Source organism: uncultured Butyricimonas sp., assembly GCF_959596855.1.
Taxonomy (GTDB): domain Bacteria; phylum Bacteroidota; class Bacteroidia; order Bacteroidales; family Marinifilaceae; genus Butyricimonas; species Butyricimonas muris.
Genome location: NZ_CAUFYA010000002.1, coordinates 170,175 through 186,869 on the forward strand (window position 1 = coordinate 170,175; position 16,695 = coordinate 186,869).

Below are 16,695 nucleotides of genomic sequence, written 5' to 3' on the forward strand. Positions count from 1 at the left end.
CTATTTTTGCACGAGTAAAAAACAATGTCCGACACGATGCTATTGTCTTCCGAAATACTTGACTTCGTCAGGGAACATCTCGATGATGATCCCGCTCGATTGCAATTTCAAAGAAAGAACTACCCGGATAACCGGGTGGATATAGCTGTCGAACAAATCCATGCCCGTGCGAGAATCAAAGACAAGCTCCCCTCGTGGTTCGCTCATCCCGGTATATTTTACCCCTCGGCATTAGCAACGGAACAATGTTCGTCGGAACTTACTGCCGGCTACAAGGCATGCTTGATATCGGGCAACACGCTCTGTGACCTCACGGGGGGAATGGGTGTCGATTCTTATTTCTTTTCCCGTTCGACGGGTAAAGTAACCTACGTGGAACAGAATCCCTCGTATTGTGAAGCTGCACGTTATAATTTCAGCATACTGGGAGCAAATAACATAGAAGTAATACACGGGAATGGCACACACGTAGCGGGGACTCTCGCGGCCGACACGTATTATATAGACCCCTCCCGCCGGACTCATGATAACAAGCGTATCTTCGCTCTTGCCGATTACGAACCTAACGTACTGGAAATAAAAGAGAACATACTCTCCCGCGGCAGCCGCTTGATCGTGAAAATATCTCCCATGGCCGATATCACGGCAGTCCTGCGCCTCCTGCCGGAGACGACCGAGGTACATGTGTTGTCGGTGAAAAACGAGTGCAAGGAGCTTTTGTTTGTACTGGACACAACGCCGGAGCAACACGCGTTAACGATACACGCCGTCAACTTTCCCGCTTCACAAATCGTGCAGAGATTCACTTTCACGCCGGAAGACGAGGGAGAAGCGCAACCCGACATGACGGATACGGTGGGTCAATACCTTTATGAACCCAATAGTTCCATATTAAAAAGCGGTGCGTTCAAGATTCCGGCAAATCGTTATGGGCTAAAGAAATTACATCGGCACAGCCATTTATATACCGGAGATACGTTAATCCATGATTTCCCCGGTAGAATATTTCAAGTGGAAGAAGTCTTCGACTTCTCCAGCAAATGGCTGAAACAGATAGCCAGAACAATCCCGAAAGCAAACATCACTACCCGAAATTTCAAAATATCGGCAAACGAAATCCGTTCCCGAAGCAAGATGAAAGAAGGTGGAGATATATTCCTACTAGCCACGACATTGAATAATGAAAAGGCGGTCGTCATTCGATGCCGCAAACCCGAGAATTGACGATTTCTCGATTTATGATTAGCACAAAGAAACAGGGCAAACAGGGAGAAATCTAATATTTAAAATCTAAAATTAATAATCTTTTCCTTCTCTCTCCCGTATAGGGACTAGAACTAAACGATACCAAAATGAAGATACAAACAGGTCATGGTACGATCACGCTGACTGCGCTTCTTGCCATTTATTCTATTTCCATGGTTACTTCCCTGCCGGGATTAGCCATATCCCCTATCTTGGGCGATCTCGAACATATTTTCAAAGGAGCAAGCGATTTGGAATTACAAATGCTGGAATCCCTTCCCTCGTTTATTATTGTACCCTTTATCCTGCTGGCGGGACGACTTTCCCTACATGTGAACAAAAAACGGATTCTCATTATCGGGTTAGCTATCTTCTTCGGGTGTAGTGTCGTGTACCCTTTCAGCAATTCTCTCGCGCTATTACTTGTTATCAGTGCGTTGTTGGGAATTGGCGCCGGAATGATCATTCCTTTTTCCACGGGACTTATCGCGGATAACTTTTCCAAACGCTATCGTACCCGGCAATTGGGTATTGCCTCATCAATCACGAACTTAACGCTCGTGTTGGCGACATTCCTCGCCGGAGTCCTTGCCGATATCAACTGGCATTACGCCTTTCTGGTATATTGCCTGTCGGGGATTTCTCTGTTATTCGCCTTTAAACTGGACTCCACACCACATACTGTTGCACCCAAAACGACGACCGCCTCCACTACCCCATCCGCGTCAAGCACGAAACACAATTGGCCTGTTTCTTTGATGCTTCTTTATTATTTCATCACCTTTTTGGTTTTAACCGTACCGTTCAATCTCTCCATTTACATGGAAACAATGAAACACTACAAGGATCCGGACATTGCCGGTACGCTTATTTCCGTGTTCTTCCTCGCCATGACAATACCGGGATTTTTTATCAACAACATTATTTCAGTTTTGAAAACATACACGAACTTCATCGCCCTTTGCGCTATTGCCGTCGGTTTTATTTTATTCATACTGAAAGCAGGTCCCGTTATACTGACGATAGGTATTATACTCATCGGGTTAGGTTACGGAGCCATGCAACCGATCATATACGACAAAACTTCCTCAAGCACGGTGGAATCACACGCGACATTTGCCCTTGCACTCGTTATGTCAATGAATTACGTCGCGATTATCACCTATCCGTTCATCACCCAATGGCTGCAAGACCTCTTCTCCACGGACGCCTCCTACTTCCCGTTCTTGCTAAGCATGATACTGGGTGGAGCCTTTACCGTGTACGCTTATTTCAGAAGAAACAGTGCCGCCCTCGGTATGCAAACTCAAAGTTAAATATTGTGAGTAGAACAACCTTCATTTCCCTACTCCCGTATTTATCCCATGCAAGAGATCAAAATGAACTAACCATCATATTAAATATAACATTCTAAACTAAATTAATTTAAGATGACAACAAATTCAAACACGAAAAGTACCGCGATGAAACTCGGCGTAATGACCTTGGCGATCATGAACGTTGCGGCGGTAGTGAGTCTCCGTGGACTTCCGGCAGAAGCCGTCTACGGATTGAGTTCCGCGTTCTACTACTTGTTCGCGGCCATCGTATTCTTAGTTCCAACAGCACTGGTAGCGGCAGAACTTGCCGCCATGTTCTCCCAAAAAGAGGGTGGAGTTTTCCGTTGGGTCGGAGAAGCTTACGGGAAAAGAGTAGGATTCCTCGCCATATTCCTACAATGGATCGAGAGTACGATATGGTATCCTACCGTGCTGACTTTCGGTGCCGTGTCTATCGCTTACATCGGTCTGGACACGTCAGAGGATGCTCTGCTTGCTTCAAACAAGCTCTTCACGTTAATAACCGTATTGGCTATCTACTGGATTGCCACGTTTATCTCCCTGAAAGGTTTGGGCTGGGTTGGTAAAGTTTCCAAAATCGGTGCCATGGTCGGAACCATTATCCCGGCAGGGTTACTGATTATCTTCGGAATCATCTACATCTCCACGGGCGGACACAACAACATGGACATGAGCCAAGGTTTCTTCCCTGACCTGACCAATTTCGACAACCTCGTACTGGCATCGGGAATCTTCCTGTTCTACGCGGGTATGGAGATGATGGGTATCCACGTCATGGACGTGAAAGCACCCGCCTCCAAGAATTACCCGAAAGCCATCTTCATCGGCGCGGGTATCACCGTTATCATCTTCGTGCTCGGTACTTTCGCTTTGGGTTTGATCATTCCGGCAAAAGACATCAATTTGACGCAGAGTTTGCTTGTCGGGTTTGACGGTTATCTGAAATACCTGCACATCAGTTGGGCTTCTCCCGTTATCGCCATCGCTTTGATGTTCGGTGTGCTGGCAGGAGTATTGACATGGGTTGCCGGTCCGTCCAAAGGTATCTTCACCGTGGGTAAAGCCGGGTATCTGCCACCGTTCTTCCAAAGAACCAATAAAATTGGCGTACAAAAGAACATTCTTTTCATACAGGGGGCTGTCGTTACTATTCTGGCTCTCTTGTTCGTGGTTATGCCTTCCGTGCAATCATTCTACCAAATTCTGTCACAGTTGACCGTACTATTGTACCTCATCATGTACCTGTTGATGTTCTCCGGGGCTATCGTACTTCGCTACAAGATGAAAAAAGCCGAGCGTCCCTTCGCTATCGGTAGAAAGAGCAACGTAGGCATTTGGATCATCGGCGGACTCGGTTTCTGCGGTGCTTTGCTGGCATTCGTGTTGAGCTTTATCCCGCCTTCCCAGATCAACGTGGGTAGTAACACGGTTTGGTTCTCCGTATTGATCATCGGTTGTATCGTGGTAGTAGCCACCCCGTTTATCATCTACAGTCTACGTAAACCGTCATGGAAAGACCCGAACGCCCAGATCGCTCCTTTCCACTGGGAAGAACAACCGGTACAAGCCGCAACCACGGCTCAAACCACGACCGGAACCACAACTCAAACAACAAACACAACAAAATAGTCTATAAGGTCCATAAAGTAGTATTCCAGCTCCTCCTCTGTTTATAGAGGAAGAGATAGAATACTATCTTACCAACCACTTTACAAACCTTATAAACTATAATAAATTACAGGTATGAAAAAAACAATTACAATGAATGACCTCAAGAACTTAGTTCAAGAGGCACACGCACAAGTGAAAGATTTGAAGGGAGGAAAAAACGCGAATTACATACCCTTCCTAGACAAGATTGATTCCAACCTATTCGGTATTTCCGTCTGTCTTCCCTCGGGAGAAGTAATCACGGTTGGCGACACGGACTACGTTTTCGGTATAGAATCCGTGTCCAAGGTCTACACGGCAATACTCGTGCTACGTCAATACGGGGCTCAAGCCGTTCTCGACCAGATTGGGGCTGACGCCACGGGATTACCTTTCAATTCCATCATGGCCATATTACTCGAAAACGATCACCCGAGTACCCCGTTGGTAAATGCCGGGGCAATCTCCGCCGACAGTATGGTGAAACCTATCGGTAATAGCGACGCCAAATGGAAAGCCATCACGGATAACATGAAAGAATTGAGCGGTAGTGACTTGCAACTACTGGACGAACTATACAAGTCCGAATCGGAAACCAATTTCAATAACCGTTCTATCGCGTGGTTGCTGAAGAATTTCAACCGGATATACGATGAGCCGAATATGGCTCTCGACTTGTACACCCGTCAATGTTCCATGGGAGTAACGGCAAAACAATTGTCTATCGCTGCCTGTACCATCGCTAACGGGGGACTGAACCCGGTAACAAAACAACAGGTATTCGATGCCTCTTTAGCCCCGAAAATCACCTCTCTAATCGCCACCGTGGGATTCTACGAGCACACGGGCGATTGGCTGTACACGAGTGGTGTCCCCGCTAAATCGGGTGTCGGCGGTGGAGTCCTTGGAGTCGTTCCGGGCATCTTCGGCATCGCCGCTTTCGCTCCTCCATTGGATGAAGCCGGTAACTCCGTGAAAGCACAAGCCGCTATCAAATATATCGCACAAAAGTTGAATATCAACGTATTCGGCGGTGACTATTTGGAAATAAAATAGAAATTGCCCGCGGCAATTTCTAAGTTTCAAGTTGAATTTGCCTACGGCAAGTTTAAATGTTCAAGTGAAAAACAACTTATAATTTGCCGCGGGCAAACTTATAAATTCATTTATCATGGAAAGAAGTAAAGTTCTGGAAAAAATCCTCAATGCTCTTGTTTTAATAGGTAGTATGGCTATCATCGTGGTGGCATCTATTGAATTATTAAAAGGCAATAACGCACTAAGTGAAACATTCATACTAAAATTCCACCTGTGGGTATGCTCCCTGTTCCTCGCCGATTTCTTCGTGAGGTGGCACACGAACGGTTGGACGGCTCGTTTCTTCCGGGATAATTTCCTTTTCCTGCTCGTGTCCATTCCTTATTTGAATATCGTGTACGGTTTATCGACGCATATATCCCATTCGGCATGGATCGCCTTGAGGCTTATCCCGCTTGCCCGGGGCATATACGGTGTATCCCTTATCGTCAGTTGGATGACCCGCAGCAAAATCACAAATCTGCTTATCACTTACCTGACCATTTTATTCACGACAATATACTTTTGCAGCATCATCTTCTACTACATGGAACATGACGTCAATCCACCCGTGAAGACCTACTGGGACGCATTCGATTGGGCACTCATGAACGTAACGACTGTGGGCTCCAACATCTTCGGCGTCACGAAACTAGGACAGGTACTCGCCGTCATCCTAGCCGCCGCCGGAATGATCTTTTTCCCCATATTCACTGCCTACGTGACAACCAAGTTCCAGAACAAAAGACAAGGAAAAAACGGGAATCAATAAACTGAAAAAAACACATCACGCACAACACGTCAACGGGTGCCGTGCCACGAAACAAGTTCCTTGTCCCAGATCGAAATTCAACTCGATATTACCTCCAAGGTACTTCATGATCGTTTGGCTGATAGACAGCCCCAATCCGACTCCGCCTTTGAATGAATCCGCTTTATAGAAACGTTCAAATATTTTTTCCCGGGATTCTTCCGGGATTCCGGGTCCCGTGTCTTGAACGTACAGACAAACCTCTTTCCCGTTTCTCGCCACGCGATAACCAAAACTGATATAACCTTCCGCGGTAAACTTGATCGCATTATTAATCAAGTTGTTTATCACTTGTTTCAACCTCATCGGGTCGGTTCTCAAATAGAAACTATTCTCCGGTATATCCATCCGAAGTTCCACGTTCGGGGGCATATTCAACACTTGCGCATGATAAATATCCGTAAACAAATCATTCAACGACTGTTCCGAATAATGAAATTCCATCGTGTTCGCCTCGATCTTCGACAAGTCGAGGATATCCGAAATCAGCAACAACAACTGCTCGCTATTGGCATTGATTAATTTGGCATACTCCTTCTTCTCCTCCGCCTCAAGTCCCGCATCAGGATCAGTCAACAAATTGGAGAAACCAACGATAGCGTTCAACGGGGTACGTATCTCGTGACTCATGTTCGCGAGGAAAGCACTCTTCAACCTGTCGCTCACCAATGCCTTATCCCGCGCATCCATCAGGTTATTCTCTATCACCTTGTGCTCGTGTATACTTTGGCATACTCCCACGATGCGGTAAGGCAATCCATTCACTTCCCCCAGATAAACCGACTGTTCCTCGAACCATTCCCACGTGCCATCCGCACGATGCAACCGATAGGTAAACATCTCTTTATTCAAACTACCCGCAACCTGTCCCGCTAAGGCTCTCAGCAACGTTTCCCGGTCATCGGGATGCACGATATCCGAGAACTCCGCTGCGGATAAATAGCCATCCCCCGCGGGATACCCCAAGTGAGTGAACCAACGGGGATCTATAACCATTTTATTCCGCTCTAAATCGAAGAACCAAGGAAATATCTTCGTTTTCGCCAAAGCAAGATTCAACAGGTATTCTTGTGTCAGTTCGCGCTCGTAATTCCGGAAAAGAAAAATAATCTTAGATAAGCATCCATTTTCCCTTAACCCGAGGAACTGCCCGTTTATATAGAACTTATCACACCCGTTCAAAACACGAATATAGGAATTAGGAACAAGTTCTATAAACTTCGTCCCTTGATTCAATTGATTAATTATCTTGGGCAAAACATTCTGCGTCTCCGAAAATACACCCAGTATCTCAAAAAGATTCTTACCGATAAACTCTTCCTTCTTCCACCTCAAATCCTCCAAAGCACGGGTATTCATCTGCCTGATAATACCGTCATGATTAAAAATAATACTGCCTACGGATAAAGCACTAAAAATAACATCATTAGCAATCATCTGATCACTAACCTGTGACAAAAACACATTTCCCTCTTTCTCGGAATAATGATTTTCCATTATAACAAACGCGTTAAAAAAACTTCACATGAACTGTTTATCAAAAGTATATAAAAAAAATCACTCGACTATTGATTTATTTAAATTAACAGTGTTATTTTATATTACACACTACATACTAAAAAAAGGGACTTGTAACAAGTCCCCTTTTTTAGTATCATCGAAATGCCCCGATTAACGAGAGTGGTTGAATACTCTTGGTTTCTGCGGTTCTTTCTTGCTCCACATGATAGCACTGTTAGTCGGTTCTTTCAACGTATCGAGTTGTTTCACGCAACGTTTGATGTCTTCCATCAACAAATCGGCGAGGTCAATACCTGTACCTTGACGAACAACAACACGCATGATAATCACGTCTTCCATCGCTTTCGGCATCGTGTAAGCAGGCACTTGCCATCCTTCCACGTGCAGGGCATCAGACAAATCATACAATGTCCAGTTCCGATTCTTGTCTTCTTTCAACTTCCAGATAAACAACGGGTTCGGCATATCGTTACTGAAAAACTCGAATATACCCATGTCTTGCAATTGTTTTTTCAAGTACAAGCACACGTTGATACAGTTTTGTTGAACTTTCTTGTATCCCTCCTTACCCAAACGCAAGAATTGATAGTATTGAGCCAATACTTGATTACCCGGACGAGAGAAGTTGATAGAAATACTCGGGATATTGGCACCAAGATAATTCACTGCAAAGTTCATCTCCTCGGGCAAATATTGTTTGTCTTTCCATACCACCCAGCCCACACCGGGATACACCATACCGAATTTGTGACCGGAAGTACTGATAGAAAGTACCCATTTCAGACGGAAATCCCACAACGTGTCGGGATCGATGAACGGGTGAATGAAACCTCCCGTGGCAGCATCCACGTGGATACAAATTTCCCAACCCTTCTCGGCATTCAATTTATCCAACGCATCGTTGATCTCTTTCACGTTATCATTCAAACCGGTAATCGTTACACCTTGAATAGGCACGACACAGATCGTGTTCTCGTCACACATCTTCACCACATCCTGCGGGTCAAGCGTGATCTTATCCATTGTCACGGGCACCATACGCATCTCCACGTCCCAGTAGATAGCGAATTTCTCCCATACCACCTGCATACAAGTTGAAATAATGAAATTCGGTTTATCGGTGGGAAGCCCTTTTGCCCGACGTCTTTTTTGCCAACGTTTCAACGCGGAGATTCCACCCAACATACAAGCCTCGGAAGAACCGACGGTACTCGTACCCGTGCAATACGGTTTCTCCGGGGAGTTCCATAATTTTGCAAGGATATTCACGCAACGACGCTCGATTTCAGCGGTCTGCGGGTATTCCGTCTTATCGATCATGTTTTTATCCATGTTCTCGGTCATCACTCTACGGGCGTAATCATCCATCCAAGTGGTTACAAATGTCGCCAAATTCAAACGTGAATTCCCGTCAAGCATGGCCTCGTCATGAACCATTTGATAAGCCACTTCGCCCGGCATCATTCCCTCAGGCATCTCGTACTTAGGCGCTACTCGTGCCTCTTCATCCGTCCCAAAAACCGGTGTGATAGGATTTTCTGTCTTCATAATTTAATTAGTTTAGTTTATTTTATAACGAAAAATAAATCGTCGTTCTTTCCGACGGTCGCTAATAATTACGTGATGAAAGCCCGAAGGTTTCAGCCTCGCGCCACATTTAACACCCCTTGTTATTTATTGATTCTACTCGTCCTTCACGACAAGCCCTAACAAACGGGACAAATCCAACGCCTGCAATGAAGTAACAACGACTCCCCGCAAATCCTCCGGGTTCAATCGGATTCCCGCCAACTGTGAAGAACGAAAATCCATCCCCCGCAACGTGGCACGGGAAAACTCCGCCTCGGTCAAGTTGCACGTGTCAAAATTCGCCGGGGAAAAAGAACAACGCTCGAAACTGCCGCTCTGCATATCACTATGGGCGAATAACACCTGCTTCATCTTCCCCATGGAAAAATTCACGTACCGGGCATTACAATGATGCAAAAGCACGTGATTTAGACTGCACTCCCCAAAATTCGTCCCCAATAATTTGCAAGCAACAAATTCCACCCGATAAAAGGAACTCTCGAAAAAAGAGACATTCGACAAATCACAATTCTCGAAACGCACGTCACTCACCTGCGCCCCCCGGAACTGGCAACCACTGAACGTCACCCCGTTAAACACACAGTGATTTATTTCCAAATCTCCCGCGTTCGCCCCCTCTACAATTTCTTTCCTGAATATCCGGTCACAAACCTCTTCTTCCGCCAATAACTCGCCCAACATCTCCCCACTCTCCCTTGCGCTCTGCACCATAGGCGGGGCTATCTTCACTTCTCCTTTTTCTTTACCGTTCTTCTGTCTTAATACCATAACTTCTTCGTTCTACCAAGATTTATTTTCCATGGAACACGTTCCAAAAATACGAATAACAATTGAAAATACAGTCCCTAACGCTAGAAAAGCAACTTGCAACTTGCCGAAGGCAAATTCAACCTGTAACCTGCAACTTGCCGAAGGCAATCTTTATCACCTCCTCGAACTTTTCCGTGCTATTTTCAGTATAACCAAGGATAACATTCTTAACCGATTAATTAGATTTGTCATGGAACAAAGTTTCTTAAAACTAATAGAACACAGCATAAAAGAACACTGGCACCTCCCCTCTCTCACGGATTATCAAGGTGCGGAACATAACTATAAAGACGTGGCTCGTTGGATCGAAAAATTGCATATCTTGTTCGAGAGAAGCGGCATCCGTCCGGGTGACAAAATCGCCTTGTGCAGCCGCAATACTTCAAACTGGGGAATAACCTTTCTTGCCACGCTGACTTACGGTGCCGTAGCCGTGCCCATATTGAACGAATTCCGACCGGACACCATACACCATATCATTAATCACTCCGAGGCTCGCCTGCTCTTTGTGGGTAAATCCGTGTGGGACAACATCGACCACGAGCAAATGCCTAATCTCACGGGAATAATCGCCATGGCGGACTATTCCGTTATCTCCTCGGAGAATGCCTCTTTGCGGGAAACGGCTCTTATCTTGGAAGAACTGTTCAAGTTAAAGCACCCGGAAGGTCTTCAATTAAAAGACATACACTACCGGGTGGAACGTCCCGGGGAACTGGCAATGATTAACTATACCTCGGGGACAACCAGTTCCCCCAAAGGCGTGATGCTACCTTATCGCAGTATGTGGTCGAATCTTCGCTACGCCCTCGACCAGATGGGATACACACCCGGCGAGAAACTCGTGTCCATCCTTACCATGGCACACATGTACGGGCTTGCTTTCGAGTTTATTTACCCGTTCGCCAGCGGCATACATATCTATTTCTTACAGAAAATGCCCTCCCCGAAGATTCTGGGTGAAGTCTTTGCCGACATCCGTCCGCACCTCATCGTGGCAGTACCGCTGATCATCGAGAAAATCATCAAGAGTCGGGTATTACCCCAGTTGGAACGCTTCCACATCAAATTGATGCTGAAAATACCCGTGATCGGCGGTAAAATCCGTCACAAGATCAAACAACAGATACTTGACGCTTTCGGCGGACGTTTCAAACTGCTCGCCGTCGGCGGTGCGGCATTGAATAAAGAAGTGGAAGCCTTCCTCCATTCCGTGAAATTCCCTTACACCGTGGGATACGGCATGACGGAATGTGGTCCGGCAATTGCTTTCGACCATTGGCAAACCTTCCGTCCCACCTCTTGCGGCAAAGCCGTCGACCGGATGGAGATCAAAATTGACTCTGATGATCCTTTTAATAAAGTGGGTGAGATATTCACGAAAGGAGCAAACGTCATGGACGGTTACTATAACAATCCCGAAGCGACAGAAGCCGTACTCGCCCCGGACGGCTGGCTTCATACCGGAGATCTGGGGGTATTGGATGCGGACGGTTATCTCTATATCAAAGGACGTAGCAAAAGCCTTATCCTCGGTCCCAGCGGGCAGAATATCTACCCGGAAGAAATTGAAGACATCTTGAACGCACAACCCTACGTGGCGGAATCACTCGTCATTGAACGGGAAGGCAAACTCGTCGCCCTCGTCTATCCCGATGCGGAAGCGATGAAACAGAACAAAGTCACAAAAGAAGCCCTTAACAAGATTATCAACGAGACACGCAAGACTATCAACCAGCAACTCCCTGCATACAGTCAGATTGCCCGCGTACAAATCCACGAGGAAGAGTTCGAGAAAACCCCGAAACGAAGTATAAAGAGATTTTTATATCAATAACGGCAAAACCGTTATTGATAGTTACAAGTTTCATTCGCCTTCGGCGAGTTGCAAGTTACATTTGCCTTCAGCAAGTTGAACTCAACCTGCAACCTGTAACTCGCCGAAGGCGAATGTAACCTGCAACTTTGCCGAAGGCAAAAACATCATTTGCAAAAACCAAATATATTTCGTAACTTAGCAAAAGTAAATATAAACTTGCCACAGGCAAATGCAACTAGCCGAAGGCGTATGAAACCTGAAACTCGCCGAAGGCGAATGTAACTTTGCCTTCGGCAAAACAAGTAACACCATGAAAACATTGAAAAGAATCATTCCAATAGGAATACTTTTATTCTCCTGCCTTTTCGCAGTAGCAGAGAAAAAACAAAAAGCGGACACGGCCGCGTTGAACAAGATCGAGAAACTGATGAAAAGCCGGATGTTCTACATCGAAGTAGACGCGGCATACCCTAGTGGCAGCGGTAGCATAACCATCAACTCCAAATACGGGCAAAAACGTATCGGTGGTGACGGCTATGTTTCTCTGGCAACCAACCAAGGGCAAATATTCATGCTCGACACGGTGGCCACGGGACGCCTGCCGTTCTTCGGACGGGCATATTCGGTACCTTACGGTGAAGGCGGTGGCGTGGAATTCGAGAAAGCCGAAATAAAAGACGAGTCGTTCAAAGTAATCAACAAGCGGAAAAAGAACTATATCGAGTACAAGTTCAATGTCCGCAATAATAACGATGTCTTCAATTTCTATATCGAGGTATACGGCAACGGGAAATGCACGGTCAACGTGACCAGCAACAACCGGGCATCCATCTCTTACAGCGGCAAATTAACCCCGATACCTGAAGACAAGAAAAAAGCGATGGGGCTATAAGGTTTGTAAGGTTTATAAAGTTTATAAGGTTCATAAAGTGACGGGAGTCCTTCGGACAGTGTTTATCGGCAGCAAACGCTGCCGTAGACAAAGCGTCCCGCAGGGGTCTATGAACCTTATAAACTTTACAAACCTTATGGACTTTACAAACTTATTCGTACCTTTGCTATTTGTTTGAAAGTTACCTGAGAGATGGAAGAAAGTTTTATCTATTATATTGAAAGTAGTATCAAGGAAAACTGGGAACGTCCGGCACTGACGGACTACCAAGGAGTAAATTGCAACTACAAAGACGTTGCCCGTAAGATCGAGAAGTTACATATCTTGTTCGAACACGCGGGCATCAAGAAAGGAGATAAAATCGCATTGTGCGGTAGAAACTCCACGAACTGGGGAATCGCGTTCCTCGCCACGCTTACTTACGGGGCGGTTGCCATTCCTATCCTTAACGAATTTAAACCGGATAATATCCACAACATCGTCAACCACTCGGAAGCCCGTTTGCTTTTCGTGGGCAGTGTCGTGTGGGAAGGTCTGAACGAGGCGTCCATGGAAGCGCTGGAAGGGATCCTTGCCATAGAGGATTATTCGACAATCGTATCACGCAGCCATACATTGACGCACGCGCGGGAACGATTGAACGAACTGTTCGGGAAGAAATATCCCGATCGGTTCCGACCGGAAGACGTTTCGTACACGTATGACAAGCCGGAAGAACTGGCGATCATCAACTACACGTCGGGAACAACCAGTTTCTCGAAAGGAGTTATGCTCCCCTACCGCAGTTTATGGTCGAACTTGGCGTTCGCGTTCGGCGTATTCGGGAAAATGCCCGGCGAACAAGTGATCTCCATGTTGCCCATGGCTCACATGTACGGGCTAGCTTTCGAGTTTATATACGAGTTTGCCAGCGGGGCACACGTGTTCTTCCTGACACGTACCCCTTCCCCCAAGATCATAGCGGATGCGTTCTCGACAATCCGCCCGAACCTGATTATTTCAGTTCCCCTGATTATAGAAAAAATCATCCGGAAGAAAGTATTACCTTCTTTGGAAAAGCCGCTGATCAAACTTATGCTGAATCTGCCGTTACTTGACAAGAAAGTAAAAAACTCCATCCGTCAAAAGGTGATCGATGCATTCGGGGGCAACTTCAAGGAATTGATCATCGGGGGTGCCGCACTCAACAAAGAAGTGGAAGAATTCCTTCGTTCCATCAATTTTCCCTACACCGTGGGTTACGGGATGACGGAATGTGGCCCCATCCTCTCCTACGCGGGATGGGAAACCTTCAAAAAAGGCTCCTGCGGACGGGCTGTACCCCGCATGGAATTGAAAATTGATTCTCCCGATCCCGCCCATATTGTCGGTGAGATTCTTGCCAAGGGGGACAACGTGATGCTCGGGTATTACAAAAACGAATCGGCAACACACGCCGCATTCACTCCCGACGGATGGTTACGCACGGGTGACCTCGGGTTAATTGACGAAGAAGGCAACCTCTTCATCAAAGGACGTTCCAAGAACATGATTCTAGGTCCCAGCGGACAGAATATCTACCCGGAAGAGATCGAAGACCAATTGAACAACCTGCCCTACGTCTGCGAATCCATCGTCGTGGAAAAAGACGGAAAACTGACCGCCTTAATCTACCCGGATTTCGAGGCAATCAACGCCGATCACAAAAATTCGGACGAGATGATTGCCGCCATCATGGAAGAGAATAAAAAGCAAGTAAACGAAACACTCCCGGCATACAGCCAAATCACCAACGTGAAAATATACAACGAGGAGTTCGAGAAAACCCCCAAGAAAAGCATAAAACGTTTCTTGTATCAATAAAAATATTAAGGCTGCCCGTGCATGGGCAGCCTTAATATTTTTATTCAAATTCACGAGGTTTGCCTTTGTCGTACACCACGTACAACTTATCACCTTGCATCAAAATCCCCCTTCCTTTACCCGCTTCACGGTTCTTTCGGTTATTCACGTTCACGGCAACGACCTTCCCGTCAAAGAAAGAAGTCACGTCGTCAAATATCGTGTGTCCCACGAATACACGCCCTACACCATATCGAGATAAAATCCGATCAACATCGGCGGGCGTAGACGGGCGGTATTTTTCGTCGTCTTTCACCATGCCCCGGAACCAGAAGGGCCCCCGGTCACAATAAATAGAATCGGATAGCGCGGACAAAACCTTCCGCTCCTCCTTGTCCAAGAAAACAGAACGCCCCATCTCCTCGTTTACCTCCATCACGCTATTCCCCATACCGGTAAACTCCTTGCTTAACCCGGCATGCACGAAAAGATTATTGCCCACGATCTGCATCAGGTTGCGGGAACGCAACCAACGCCCCAACTCGCTATTCCCGTGCCATAAATCAGCATACTTCATGCCAAGAGAATCCGCCAGATTCTTATATTTACCACGGGTATATTTCAGATTATTGCGCAACACCATTTCTTCGTGATTCCCCAGCATGAAAGTCATCACCCCTCCGGCTTCACGTGCTTCCTGTTCCAGTTTATAGATCAGCCAGAAGATAGGCAATACGTCTTTTCCCCGGTCAAATACATCACCAATGATGATAACCTGATTTTTCCCGAATTTCCAATTATAATCTTTCCCGATCACGCCATTGTTACGTAACACGGAAATAAAACTTTCGAGATCACCGTGAGGATCCGAAATAATCAACGTTTTCTCCTTCTGTCCAGTCTTCCATGCCGAGCGTTCTATCGGATGAAGCGGTACCCGAAAACGATGCCCGCCTTTCTCGGACACCACTTCAAGGGTAAACCCCGCGGGCAGGTCGGCGTACACCGTATCCCGCAAAACTCCCCGTTCGTCTACCCGCACCACACGTACTCCCCCGGTAGAATCATACATCACGTAAGGTCCGTCAACCGACAACCCGTCCTGCTGCTTTTCTTTATCTTGGGCAATACACAACCCGCTACATAACAGGAAAAATAAAAAAAATATATATTCTCTAAACCATTTCATAATTCAAGCTTTAAAAAACTACCGGGAATCCTCCGTACCCTAATTCCCGGTAAGATATACAAAAAAACTAATCGGCTTCCAATCTCATCCACTTGTTCAGGTCTGCAATACTTCTGATCCAGAACACCTCTTCCGTATCCCGGATAACCGTGAAACCTTTGCTACTAAAAAATGCATCGTAAATAACTCCCACGTGCTCGTTTTTATCCTTGTCATACAAATCTTTATCCGTGAAACCGGAAGACGTGGAATGACTCTTCTTGCTGTTATCGAACCGCACTTGGTTTATCGCGTTATTCAATAAAGTAAATGTACCGAAATCGTAATTATGGCTCTTCTCCTTTCCGTCCGCACTATTAACAGCCGTCACTCGGAATGATCCCTCGTAACCGGATTTACGATCCATCTCCAGCGTAAATTTAACGAAATTCGGATATTCTTCTTTCAAAGCCTCCCATTCCGCTTTCAAGCCATCGCTCATGTCCGTGATAATATACTCGTTATTATTCTTCAACATATCGACAGAAGCGATATACTTGTTAGGGACAAATGTCGGCACCTGTTCGGGAGTCAAGTTCAGAGGAGAAAGATCCATGATAAAGAAACGAATCGCCCCGTCGGCATCGTTAGACACGAACTCCCGATTGGTAACGCCATTGCTCAAATCAATTTCCAACCCGTTGAATTTCACCCCGGCAACTTCCACGTCATTATCGAAGCGGCATCCCTCCGCCGTGATGATATACGGGACAGACACCGTGACGGTATTCCCCTCCCCGTCTTTGTAAGCCATCGTGCAAATATGGAATATATCATCCAGTTCCACGTGTCCGCCAACAACCAGTTCACCGTTTACCATCATACCCAATCCGGCATTTCCCAACACGAAATACCCGGCCATTTCCGCCAACTTCTCCACGGTACTCCAAT

The 16,695-nt window shown here is 46.2% G+C and carries 13 protein-coding genes; 8 read left to right on the forward strand and 5 right to left on the reverse strand.

Annotation, left to right across the window (positions count from 1 at the left end; translation table 11 throughout):
• Positions 1-24 precede the first annotated feature (24 nt).
• The 5 genes from Q5866_RS02000 to Q5866_RS02020 all read left to right on the forward strand — a co-directional run bounded on the left by Q5866_RS02000 (position 25) and on the right by Q5866_RS02020 (position 6,084).
• Positions 25-1,224, forward strand: coding sequence for an SAM-dependent methyltransferase (locus tag Q5866_RS02000; RefSeq protein ID WP_303178444.1), 1,200 nt, complete (start codon positions 25-27; stop codon positions 1,222-1,224).
• Positions 1,225-1,352: 128 nt separating this feature from the next.
• Positions 1,353-2,561, forward strand: coding sequence for an MFS transporter (locus tag Q5866_RS02005; RefSeq protein WP_099291974.1), 1,209 nt, complete (start codon positions 1,353-1,355; stop codon positions 2,559-2,561).
• Between the two features lie 114 nt (positions 2,562-2,675).
• Positions 2,676-4,214, forward strand: coding sequence for a putative glutamine/gamma-aminobutyrate antiporter GadC (gene gadC / locus Q5866_RS02010; RefSeq protein ID WP_099291973.1), 1,539 nt, complete (start codon positions 2,676-2,678; stop codon positions 4,212-4,214).
• A gap of 114 nt (positions 4,215-4,328) precedes the next feature.
• The gene (glsA, locus tag Q5866_RS02015) at positions 4,329-5,291 is read left to right on the forward strand and encodes a glutaminase A (RefSeq protein ID WP_186978564.1); all 963 of its coding nucleotides are present in this window, start codon (positions 4,329-4,331) and stop codon (positions 5,289-5,291) included.
• A gap of 115 nt (positions 5,292-5,406) precedes the next feature.
• A complete protein-coding gene (locus Q5866_RS02020) occupies positions 5,407-6,084 on the forward strand; it encodes an ion transporter (RefSeq protein ID WP_303178451.1) in 678 nt (225 codons plus the stop codon).
• A gap of 15 nt (positions 6,085-6,099) precedes the next feature.
• Here Q5866_RS02020 and Q5866_RS02025 read toward each other — a convergent pair whose 3' ends face one another.
• From Q5866_RS02025 to Q5866_RS02035, 3 genes are all read right to left on the reverse strand, one after another.
• Entirely contained in the window at positions 6,100-7,620 is a 1,521-nt protein-coding gene (locus Q5866_RS02025; protein ID WP_303178453.1) for a PAS domain-containing sensor histidine kinase, read from the reverse strand.
• Between the two features lie 174 nt (positions 7,621-7,794).
• The gene (locus Q5866_RS02030; RefSeq protein ID WP_186978562.1) at positions 7,795-9,192 is read right to left on the reverse strand and encodes a glutamate decarboxylase; all 1,398 of its coding nucleotides are present in this window, start codon (positions 9,190-9,192) and stop codon (positions 7,795-7,797) included.
• 135 nt (positions 9,193-9,327) lie between these two features.
• The gene (locus Q5866_RS02035) at positions 9,328-10,002 is read right to left on the reverse strand and encodes a pentapeptide repeat-containing protein (protein ID WP_099291969.1); all 675 of its coding nucleotides are present in this window, start codon (positions 10,000-10,002) and stop codon (positions 9,328-9,330) included.
• A 232-nt stretch (positions 10,003-10,234) separates the two neighbouring features.
• Between Q5866_RS02035 and Q5866_RS02040 the strand changes: the two genes are divergently transcribed.
• From Q5866_RS02040 to Q5866_RS02050, 3 genes are all read left to right on the forward strand, one after another.
• Complete coding sequence (locus tag Q5866_RS02040) at positions 10,235-11,881, forward strand: AMP-binding protein (RefSeq protein ID WP_186978561.1); 1,647 nt, start codon at positions 10,235-10,237, stop codon at positions 11,879-11,881.
• Positions 11,882-12,173: 292 nt separating this feature from the next.
• Complete coding sequence (locus Q5866_RS02045; protein WP_099291967.1) at positions 12,174-12,755, forward strand: DUF4251 domain-containing protein; 582 nt, start codon at positions 12,174-12,176, stop codon at positions 12,753-12,755.
• Positions 12,756-12,947: 192 nt separating this feature from the next.
• Positions 12,948-14,597 carry an AMP-binding protein gene (locus tag Q5866_RS02050; protein ID WP_099291966.1) on the forward strand — a complete coding sequence of 550 codons (1,650 nt, stop codon included), beginning with the start codon at positions 12,948-12,950 and terminating at the stop codon, positions 14,595-14,597.
• Positions 14,598-14,637: 40 nt separating this feature from the next.
• Here Q5866_RS02050 and Q5866_RS02055 read toward each other — a convergent pair whose 3' ends face one another.
• Complete coding sequence (locus Q5866_RS02055) at positions 14,638-15,765, reverse strand: metallophosphoesterase (protein ID WP_186978560.1); 1,128 nt, start codon at positions 15,763-15,765, stop codon at positions 14,638-14,640.
• 67 nt (positions 15,766-15,832) lie between these two features.
• Positions 15,833-16,695, reverse strand: an 863-nt coding sequence (locus Q5866_RS02060; RefSeq protein WP_303178460.1) for a hypothetical protein, incomplete at its 5' end; no start/stop codon positions are given.